2 protein-coding genes and 1 pseudogene are annotated in these 11,038 nt (G+C 70.8%); 1 reads left to right on the top strand and 2 read right to left on the bottom strand.

What is annotated here, in order from left to right:
- Positions 1–33: 33 nt before the first annotated feature.
- Positions 34–330, bottom strand: coding sequence for a hypothetical protein (locus ACFV3E_RS45450; protein ID WP_500542260.1), 297 nt, complete (start codon positions 328–330; stop codon positions 34–36).
- Positions 331–378: 48 nt separating this feature from the next.
- The gene (locus ACFV3E_RS45445) at positions 379–1,245 is read right to left on the bottom strand and encodes a hypothetical protein (protein ID WP_500542258.1); all 867 of its coding nucleotides are present in this window, start codon (positions 1,243–1,245) and stop codon (positions 379–381) included.
- 182 nt (positions 1,246–1,427) lie between these two features.
- Here ACFV3E_RS45445 and ACFV3E_RS45440 point away from each other — a divergent pair.
- Positions 1,428–11,038 (top strand): annotated as a pseudogene (locus ACFV3E_RS45440) (hypothetical protein); the annotation flags it as partial.

Here is an 11,038-nt window from a genome sequence, read left to right as displayed (position 1 = left end):
ACGATGCCCCGCCCGGCCCTTCGCGTGCGGCCGCTACTTCGTGAAGTTGCTCGCGACCTGGGTGTCGAAGTCCTCGGCGCCCTTGGCGATCGAGGTGAACGCCTCGCCGAAGTTCTCCAGGCCGTGGATGGCCTGGGTGAGGCTGCCGGTGAACTGCTGGTAGGCGTCACGGATGGCCCCGCTGGCCTGGGGCAGCACCAGCTCGTCGTTCAGCATGCTCTCGACCTGGCCCTTGAGGCCCTCGAGCCGGGCCATCCACTCGGTGCAGGTGGACGCGTGCGCCGACGCCCGCTGCCGGACGTCCTCGGGAACGATGTGAATCGCAGGCATTGCATCGCCTTTCTGTTCTGCTGAGGGGCCTGTGGGGGGTGTTCCCGATCAGGCGATCTTGGGGTTGGTTCCGCCGTGGGTACCCGGGTTCTGCGGGTGGGTGTCCGGGTTGTTGGGGTTCTTCGGGTCGTCGGGGTCGCCGCCCGGCTTGTCGCCGCCGGAGTACGTCCACTCCGGCGTCTTGCCGTCGGAGCCCTTCGGGCCGCGGGTGTACTCGGTGTGGCCGCCGTCGCTGTTGGTGACGGTCATGGTCCCGCTGCCGTCGCCGCTGATGTTGGCCACCGTGTGGGCGGTGCTGCCGTCCGGGTACGTGGTGTCCGTCGTGTAGCTCGGACCGGTGTACGTGGTGGTGGAGGTGTACTTCTTGCCGTCGTACTCGACGGTGGTCACCTCCTTGGTGACGTTGCCGTCCTTGTCGACCTCCACGTGCGAGTCGATGTGACCGCGGTTGGTGTCCAGGTGGAAGTCGGGCGGCGTGTCACCGGGGTCCGTGGCGGAGCAGAAGTCCGGCAGCTCGCCCGGCCCCTCGCACTCCTTGAGGTGCTGCTGCTTGTACTCCCACTGGGCCTTCTGCTGCTTCCAGTTCTGCACGTGCAGGTTGGCGCTCATCACACCGATCTGGGCGCCCAGCTCGGAGTCGAACTCCCGGAACGCCTCGCCCACGGAGCCGAAGGCCGCGGCGAGCTCCTTGATGCCCTTGTCCGCGCGTCCCATCGTGCTGGTGGCGTTGGTGTGGAAGGTCGACATCGCAAGTGCCACGCCCTCATGGCCGAGGACCGCCTGCGCCTCGCCGTAGCCCGAGCTCAGGCGGCCGAAGATGCCCTTCTTGATGAGCGGGTCGATCTCGCCCGCCAGGGCTTCCAGGCGCTGCTTGGCGTCGTTGAGGACGTCGTAGTCGATTTTGATCTCGGGCACAGGGGACCTCCGGACGGCCCTTGGAGAATCCGGTCACCTCGACCACGCACCACGCCCCCTGCCGGTTCACCGTCGCGCGCAGGTTTGACCCACGTCACATGAACCACTCGCGTGCCCCGCGCGTGGTCCACGTGGAGGGTTCCGCCGAGCTCCTCCGCTCCGAACTGGGAGGGATCCCCCGCATGCCTCGCCCGAGCGACTGGAACGTCGTCGGTCTCCACGGGGACCCGACCCCCGGAGACCCGGTCCAGATCCGTCAGCTGGTCACGGACCTGTCCACGATCGGTTCGCAGGCGAGGTTCATCGCGCAGGCCATCGACCAGGTGATGAACACCGCCGACAGCAGTGTCTTCGCCGGGCAGACCGCGGACGCCCTGCGCGGCAAGATCGACGACCGGCTGCGCAACCACATCAACGACGTGGCCAACTCCTTCGAGGAGGTCTCCCGCACCCTGGGCGACTGGGCGAACCGGGTCGAGGAGGCCCAGGGCAAGGCCGACGGCGCCCTGTCGGCCGCCCGCGGCCTGCCGCAGGACGACCCGCAGCTGGAGGTGCACCGGCAGACCGCCGAGAGCGCGGGTGCGGAACTCGGCGAGCACGGCAACACCGTCGCCGGCGTGATCAACAAAGCCTCCGACATCCGGCTGCCGATCTCGGATTGCCAGGTCTTCTGGGAGATGTTCCAGATCCTGGCGATCATCCTCATCGTGCCGGCGCTGATCTTCGGCGGTCCGATCGCCCTGCTCGCCTTCGGCGTCAACATGACGCTGTTCGTGAAGGCGGCCATCGACTTCGCCCGCGGTGACATCGGCTTCCTCGACCTGTTCCTCGCCGGGCTCGGCATCATCGCCCCGACCACCAAGGCGCTGCCGATCTTCAGCATCGGCAAGCTCATCAAGAGCGGTGTCACCGCCGGCATCCAGTGGGGCCGCGGCAGCATCCTGTCCCTGCGGGACATCATCAGCGGATTCCGGTTCGCCACCGTCTTCACCGGCCTCCGGGACGTCGCGCGGATCAGCCTCACCTGGGTGCGCCAGGGCGGCCTGTGGGTCATGCAGAACTTCCACAACCTGCCCGCCCTCGCCGGGTCGGTGTTCGTCAAGAACGGGCTCGTGGTCGTCCAGGGAGTCCGCTCCATCCCCGTGGTGGTGCGCGGCTGGACGACGGCGGTACGGGCCGGCGCCCCGGGCGCGTGGAAGAACTTCCAGCTCTTCGCGCAGGAGACCTGGAGCAGTCAGATGGCCGGCGGCAAGTGGGCGCGCCTGATCCTGCCCGTGACGCACACCGACGTGGCGGAGTACGGGCTCAAGGGCGCCCTGCGGATGGGCTTCTGGGACCGCGGCGTCATGGGCCGTGGCGTGTGGGACCTGCCGGTGGGCGGCACGGCGGCGCACACCGCGAGCGCCGTGCCGATCGGCCCGCACGGCGCGACCCCGCACTTCGACGTCGCGCACGCCAACATCAACATGGCCCGGATGGACCTGTCCGACGTGCGCTTCGGCAACTTCGCCGACACCCACACGTCCATCCGCCCGGCCTCCTTCTCCGTGGCGCCGATCGACACCGTCGACCTGTCCGGGCTGCGGGTCGGCACGATGAACCCGGTGTCGGTGCACGGGGCGACGTCACTGGTCGACGGCTCGACGGCGGGCTTCCGGGCCGTCCGGCACATGGACGACGTGGTCGACATCGCCGGTACGCAGCTGAGCGGGATGAAGATCGACGCCTTCGGCGTGACGCCCGGTCAGATGAGCGAGGGACTCGGTGTGAGCGCGGCGGCCCCGGGCGGCCACGTGACGCACTCCTCGGGCCTGTACGTGCCCGGCTCCGCGGGGGCCCCGGCCGTGCACGAGGGCGTCGACATCACCGCCCTGGCCGCCAAGGGCAACGGGAGCCTGCTCTCCCAGGGCACGATCGGCGTCCTGACGGCACCGCACGGCGGGGGCGGCGCGCTGCACACCGCCCTCACCGGTGTGCCCGCGCCCGCCCCGGGCACCACGGCGGTCCACGACCTGCTCGCCGCCCCCGGCGGCCCGGGCGCCGCGCACACCGCGCTGACCGGTGTCCAGGCGCCGCCGAGCGGGGCCGGGGCCCACGACCTCCTGGCGGCGCCCGGTGGAACGGGCGGCGCACACGGCCCGCTCAACGGGGCCCCCGGGCACCAGAACGGCGCCGGCACCGGCGGGTCGGCGTTCGACCTGCTGGCGGCGGGCCCGAAGGCCACGCCGAACAACCCGGTGCCCACGCACATCGGGTCCACCCTGGGTGACAACGTTGCCGGTGCCGCACGCGCCCACCAGGCGCATCTGACCCTCGACGAGATCGTGCACCCCGCGGGCAGCGGCCGTCCCGGCTCCGTGGTCCCCGACACCGCGCCCGGTTCCGCCGGCCACGGCGCACCCGCTCCCGGCCTGCCCAAGGGCGGCGTGCACGGAACGCCCCCCAAGGACGTGGCCCGCTCCGCACTCGACCTCCTCGACGACGGCCGGGGCGTCCGTCCCGTCGACGGCCCGGCCTTCGCCGGCGCGCCCGGGACCGGGGCCGGGGCCGGGGCCGGGAGGACCGTTGACGTCGACGCGGGCCACGCGTTCGCCGGCGCACCCGCGAGGAGCACCGACGACACGGTCGTCACCCCGGCCCCGCACGACAAGGTGGCCGTCACCGGGGACGGGCACGTCGCGGTGCCGCTGCGTCAGGACCCCGCGCCGGTGCCGCCCGCGACGTCGGGTGGCGGGCGCGTGCACTCGCATGAGACGGAGCTGCTCCACGAGGTCAACCTGAAGCTGGGCAAGATGGGGACGGACGCGGTGACGGTGGAGACCGTCACCGCCGCGCGCCAGGTGCTGGAGGACCTGCGCGGCGCCGCCTTCACCAAGGTGGACGTCCGGGCGCAGGCCGACCAGTTGGCCGTGCACCTCGCGGGCCCGGAACGCGGGAAGCTCCCGGGCGGCGTCAGGGACACGGACTTCGCCGACGACGCGCCCGTCACCCCGGGGCCGGGCGGGCACCACGCACCGCCTGTGCCGCCGAGGCCGGAGAGCGGCCTGCTCGACGGGCTCGACGACCTGGTCCTGGACGACACCGGCGCACCGATGCGTTCGCACTTCGACATGGACGACGACTCGCTGCCCGGTTCCCCGGTCGGCGAGCACGGCACCGAGGACCTGGACGGCTTCTCGGAGTTCGTGGACCTGATCCGCCCGCTGCGGCAGCACGTGGAACGGGCCTTCGACAACCCCGCGGCGGACATCGAGGTGGCCCTCGTCGCGAGCCCCGGAGGCCGGACCTGGCGCGAGTTCTCCGACGACGTCGGCCACGCCATGGTGGCCGTGATGCTGCCGGGCGAGCGCAAGCCGCTCACGATCGGCTTCTACCCCGAGGACGGAAACCTCTTCGGCAACCCGGGCGCCATCGTCAACGACGCCGAATACCTCGTCTCCGGGCACGTTCGTGTGCTGGGCACCTACCGGATCACCGCGGCGCAGCTGTTCGACGGGTACCGGTACGCGATGGCCAACTCCGGTGCCGTGTACGACCTGTTCCGCTACAACTGCGTGCGGTTCGCCGAGGGCTTCGTCTCCGCCGCGCTCGGGAAGTCCGTGGCGGACCTGTGGGTGGCGGCCCCGTACCGACTCGTCGACACGATGCTGCGCCGCGACGGCGCCTGGCACTGGGCGGACGGCACGTCTCCCGTGGCCAAGCTGACCGCCGACGACACGATCCGGTACCAGGACGCCTTCGGCGAGGTGGAGGACTGGCGGCTCCACGCGAACGACCAGTTCAAGGCGGCGAGCGACCAGGCGAAGACCTTCGTGCTCTTCGACCACCAGCGTCCTCTGATCGACGGCAATCTCGCGACGGCTCCGCAGAAGGAACGTCTCCTGATCCTCGACCAGTTCGAGAAGATGATCACCCACACCATCCTCACCTCGGGTGACGACGCCGGACGCCAGCTGTCGCGGCAGCTCGGCGAGAGCTACGGCACGCTCCGTCCGGGGCTGTCCGATCTGCCGGGACCGTCGGTGACGGCGCCCGTTGCCGGCGACTCGCTCTCGGGGATCGGACGGGGTTCCGTGGACAGCGTCCCGGAACCGGCCCCGAGTCCCGGCCCGTCGGCCGCGGGGGACTCCACCGGGCACCTGCCGCAGTCTCCGGTGCAGCACGCGCCGGAAGTACAGCGGATGCTCGACGAGATCGACGGCATGCTCGACGACATGGGCGTGTTCCGCCACTCGGCGGACGACCTGCCGGCCGGTTCGCCGCCGGTCGTCCACGGGGCCGGCGGGGACGACGTCGTACGGTTCATGGACGACACGCGGCCGGTACGGCAGCACCTGGAGCACGCGATCGGCGACCCCGCCGCCGACATCCGGCTGGTCCTGGGCACCGACGGCTCGACGGGTGCCCGCTCGCTGACGGTCTGGCTGCCGGGCCGGGACGCGCCGGTGCCCCTGGGCCCGGGTGCGCCGGGCGAGCTCGGTGCCGTCCGCGGCACCGTCGACGGGGCGCCGGGGGGCGGGGCGCACGTCCTGGAGGAACACCGGATCACGGCGGCACAGCTGGAGAACGCCTACCTGTACGCGGCGCGGAACCTGCCGCTGTGGCACACCGACGCGGGCCGGTTCACCGACGGGTTCATGGATGCCGTGCTCGACGCGCGGCCCGCGGTGCCCGAGGGCTCGGTGGGCACGGCGGTGCGCGACGTCCCGGACGCGCCCCCCGCGGTGGTGGACAAGGGGAAGGGCAAGTCGCCCACCGGCACCGGCACCCTGGACACCACCGGCACCGGATCGAACCACGACGGTCTGCGCGGGGACCTCGGGGACGACCTGTCGGACATCGACGCGTCGGCGGCCATCACCGACGCCCGCCGTGAGCTGATCAACGCCCGGACGATCCGCGACGACCTGCAGACGCGCTACGTGGACGGCGTCGGCACCTCGGCCGAGATCGACGGCGTGCGCTACCTCGAATCGTGGGAACAGGTGCGGCAGGCCGACGCGGCGCTGGCCCAGGCGGAGGCCCACTGGTCCGACGTGACCGGCGGCGCGCCGCTCCCCGAGGTGCAGGCGTACCGCGGGTACGGGCTCGGCGGCGCGGCTCCGCACCTGCCCGAGGGGCTGCGGTCGCTGTTCCGCGGCAGGGGCCGGGCCGACGTCGTTCCGCCCGCCCCCGAAGGTGTCGTGCAGTCGGTGGACCACGTCCCCTCCGCGACGCACGTCGTCACCCCGCTGGAGGGCGGGAAGACCAGCCACGCACTGGTGCCCAGCGGGCAGGACCTGACGGTGGCCCACTGGATCAGCAAGCCGGAGTCCGCCAAGGGATGGCCCGCGGGCAACGGCAGGGAGGCGTACGCGGGAGACCTCACGGCGCACAAGGACGTGCTCTCCAAGGCCCTGGCGGGCGCGGAGCGCGACGACGCGCTCAAGTCGGTGCTGGTGCAGCAGCAGAAGTCCTTCGACGAGAACGTGAAGTTGTACCAGGTCCTCGAAGGACGCCCGGAGCTGGAGAACCTGCGCATGCCGCAGCTCTCCGCGATCGTGATGGCCGAGCGGCGGGCGCTGCGCACGCTGGAGGCGGACACGGATCTCCTGACCACCAAGTTGCGCGGCGACGACTGGAAGTGGGCGGAGGACTACCCGCTCGACGGGGCGCAGGCCCATGACCTCATCGCGAAGGTCCACCGGCACCTGCAGGAAGACCTCTCCCTCACGGTGAACCTCAAGCTCGGCGACGTGACGCCGGCCGGAGGGACGCTCCTGGACGCACTGACCTCGGACACCCAGCTGCTCCGCAACGCGTGGGAGACCAACAACGCCAACGCGGGGTACTACGTCACGCGCGGCAAGACGGAGGAGGCGCTCGGCCTGCCGGCATCCGTGAAGCGGACGACCGAGGCGTCCGGGATCTACCCGGGCGCGCAGGGACGGCCGTTCGCCCCGACCGCCGACGACCTCGTGGACCTGCCCAACTACGCGGCCCTCACGTCCAAGTACCGGCCGAGCGGCGTGAAGATGTACGGGCGGGCGGTCTTCCACCTGAATCCCGACGTGATGCAGCGCGCCACGTTCACGCCGGCGGACAGCTTCATCGAGGGACTGGAGGGCGCCCGTAGCGTCACCGGCCGCGGCAACATGCTGCCGCTGCTCAACCACGGCCCCGAACCCCTGGTCCGGCTGGCCTTCGCCGAGGCGACCGGCTTCCAGTACGACAGCGCGTTCCGCGGATTCCGGGACGCCGGAACGCTGGAGCGCAACCTCGGCAGGTACTTCGAGGCCCAGATCCACGGCGGCGTGAAGTGGGACGACCTCAACCGCGTCGTGCTCGTGGACGACGGGTTCGACCCGGCGCTGCAGGCACAGAAGCTGCAACTGGAGCAGTTCGCCCAGGCCAACGGGCACTCCTTCACCGTCGAGATCCACAACGCGCGACCGGGCGCGGGCCGTGCACCCGGCGTGCACCCGGCGCCGCCCGGGACCGGGGGCGCCCACTCGGGTGGCCCCGGCCCGTCGTCCTCCGGAGCCGGCGGTGGTCACCTCCCGGGTCCGGGTCCGTCATCGGCGCACGCCCCGGCACCTGCTTCGGCACCCGGAGAGGGTGCGGCCGCAGGGGCCGTCGACGGCCTGCACGAGAGCTACGACGACCTCGTCTTCACCGCCTCGCTCCTCGACCGCGGTGGCGTGCCCCGGGACGGCCTCTTCACGGGTACGGCCGCACGCGTCGACCAGTCCGGCGGTGCCTCGTTCGTCAGCCCGGCGGCGCCGTCCGCCTCGGGGGGCTCCGCGAAGCTGACCGAGGACGGGATTCTGGACGCCGTCATCGGCACGGGTGGGCGCAACGGTGGCGAGGAACGCCGTACGCTCGGCGGTTTCGAGTTCGGCGCGGGCACCCGCAACAACAACGGCAAGAACCTCGTTTCACGGCCGATCGTGGTCACGGTCAAGGACGGAGGGACGGAAGCGCAGGTGGCCGTCCACCTGAACGTGATGCTCGGCTCGGGCAACGAGGCTGACGTGACGCTGGCGGGGAAGAAGGTCGCGAACACGACGGAAGTCACGATCACGGGGAGCAAGTTCCACCTCACCGCGCGGCCGCACACCGACCAGAACCTGATCGACCTGCACGGTGCCTCAAGCGACACCGCGTCGAAGTCCATCCACGTGGGGCCGAGCAACGCCCTGTCGTCCGGCTGGAACAGCAGGCCGGGCAACACCAGGAACCTCGCGCAGGCCCTCGGCGTCTCGGAACAGAAGCTCATCGAAGCCCTCGACAACCGCTTCCCGCCGGGGGAAGTGCTGGACACGCTCCATCGGTTCCAGGACGACGTGCGGCACGCCGTCGTCCACGGTTCCGGCGCGGAGGACGTGCGGGTTCACTTCCAGGGCGACAAGTCGTTCCCCGTCCGAGGTGACTCCGGGGGTGTGTCGGCGCCTGCCGTCTCGGTGCCCGCCGGAGTGGTGGGTGACTCGCTGCACGGTGCGGGTGCGGGGCGGGTTGGTCTGACGCTGGACGAGGGCTGGTACGAGGCGCGTGGTGCGGCGGCACCGAATACGGTGAAGCACTCGTGGGTGGACCCGGTGTCGACGCCGCGGGGCGGCGGTGCTCATGCGCCGCGGTACGAGGTGCGCGCGGGTTATGACGTGCGGAAGTTCGAGTTCGGTGGGCGTCCGGTCACGGATCTGACGGTCAAGGTGCGTCTGACTGGTGACGGGCTGTCACCGACTCAGGTGGACGCGCTCTGGGACCGTGCGCTGTCGGGTGTGGAGCGGGTCTTCAACCGTCCGGGTGGGCTGCTGGGCGATGGCGGCGTCCTGCACGTCACGCTGGAGCGCGTCGCGGGGAATGCCGCCGACGCCCACCTGAACGTGCACGTGGGTCGGCCGCAGAGTGCGATGAACCAGCACCAGTGGCGCATCGACGCCACCGAGCAGGATCTCGCGCATGAGCTGGGCCACCAGTTGGGTCTGCGGGACGAGTACCGGGACACCACCGCAGGGCACCGGCCGGAGGTGGACGGCAGCCTGATGGGCAACTACCACAACGCCGCCCCGGAGGGCCTGTCCCAGGGCGGACTGCGGCCGCGTTACCTGGACCTCATCCACGCCCAGGTCGTCAGCCACGACCACGTCCATGTGCCGCACGTGGACGTCGACGCGGTCGACGGGATCGCGCCCCACGCACCGAAGAAGGCCAAGCCGAATCCCTCGCAGCCGACGGCCGTCCCGCCCACCTTCACGCGGCAGACGGACGCCACGCGATTCACCGAGGGCTACCAGAAGATCGCCGGTCACTACCAGTTGAAGCCCCTAGCCCAGTACGACGGCATGGCCAAGGGAGCGCTTCAGGCCGGTGACGGCACCCGCTTCGTCGCCACGGTCATCGCGACCCCGGACACCGATCTGCTCACGCTGGCGAAGACGTACGGCAAGGCGTTCGGCAAGGAGTCCCTCGGCGAGCGGCTGGGCCTGGTCATCGGTGTCAACGGCCGTGCCGGCACGGAAACCGCGATCGCCGACACGGTGCGCAAGTTCGCCCAGGCATGGGAGAAGGAGGGCGACTTCGCGGTTTCCGTCACCGGCTACACCTGGCACCAGCCCGATCCCAAGCTCGTCGCGGCCGGCGCCCAGAAGGAGATCCCCTACGGCGCGCTCCGCGAAGCGGTGATCCGGGACGACCTCACCCGTGGAATGCTCGACAAGGTCAGGCTCAACGCCGGGGGAGAGGTGTACCTGCACGTCGGTGACGCCGACGTGAAGAGCTTGGTCGTCGGAGGGAAGCCGCTCTTCGAGCGCGCCGCCGCGAAGATCGAATCGCTGAGTGCCGAGAACGGGCTCGCTCCCGAGATGGTCAGTGGCGGTTACACCCTCCCCGAGGGTGTCGCGAAGAACGCCGCGGACCTCGACCTGGCCGTGCGCGACGCGATGGCCAAGACCGACGCGCGGACGATCTACTTCCCCGAGCCCAACACCTTCATCCGTGTCGACACGGCCAACTCCCTCGGCCTCGAGAAGGACATCAGGTTCGGCGAGATCTCCGGGGAAACCATCAGTTACGAGGCCAGGGAGGGGGAACGGCTCCTCGACAGCCTCGTCAAGAACCGCCGCCACCTGTGGCAGGGCCGGGAGAACCAGGCCGTCGTGTTCGACTCGGGTCTCGCCCTCGTCACGGACGGGGACCGGATCGCCCTGGGAGTGGGGAACGACCCGCGGTCGATCCTCAACGGGCTGACCCAGAGCCATGCGAACCCCAAGACCTGGACCGAGCAGATCGAGCACTACCTCAAGCTGCACCACCCGGACGTGCTCGTGAAGGACGGGAACGCCGGGAAGAGCCTGGCGGCCATCGCCTTCCACGAAATCCAGGCGGACGGCACCACCACCCTCGCGAAGCTGGAGGTCAAGGAACTCGGTACTGCCCGGAAGGCGGAGTGGAAGGCGCTGATCAAGGCCACCGGGGACGACAAGGTCACGTTCAAACAGCTGATCGACATGGCCGTCGACACCCGTAACGCCCTGGTCGACGGCATCAACAAGAACCTGCCGCAGTCCGTCTCCGCTGCCGCGCCGGCTGCCTCCGGCTCGGCGCGGTTGACCGGGGACGGGGTCCTGGACGCCATCGTCGGCAGGGGCGGCGGGAGGCCCGAGGATGCGCGTCGCACGCTCGGTGGCTTCGAGTTCGGTGTGAAGACCCGTAACAACGGGGGTAACAACCTCATCTCGCGCCCGATCGTCATCACGGTCGTGGACGGTGCGACGGAGGCCGAGGTGGCGGTCCACGTCAACGTGGTCCTCAC

Source organism: Streptomyces sp. NPDC059718, assembly GCF_042733315.1.
Lineage (GTDB): Bacteria > Actinomycetota > Actinomycetes > Streptomycetales > Streptomycetaceae > Actinacidiphila.
Note: the sequence above shows the minus strand (reverse complement) of the source record. Positions and strands in the feature narration are given on the sequence as shown.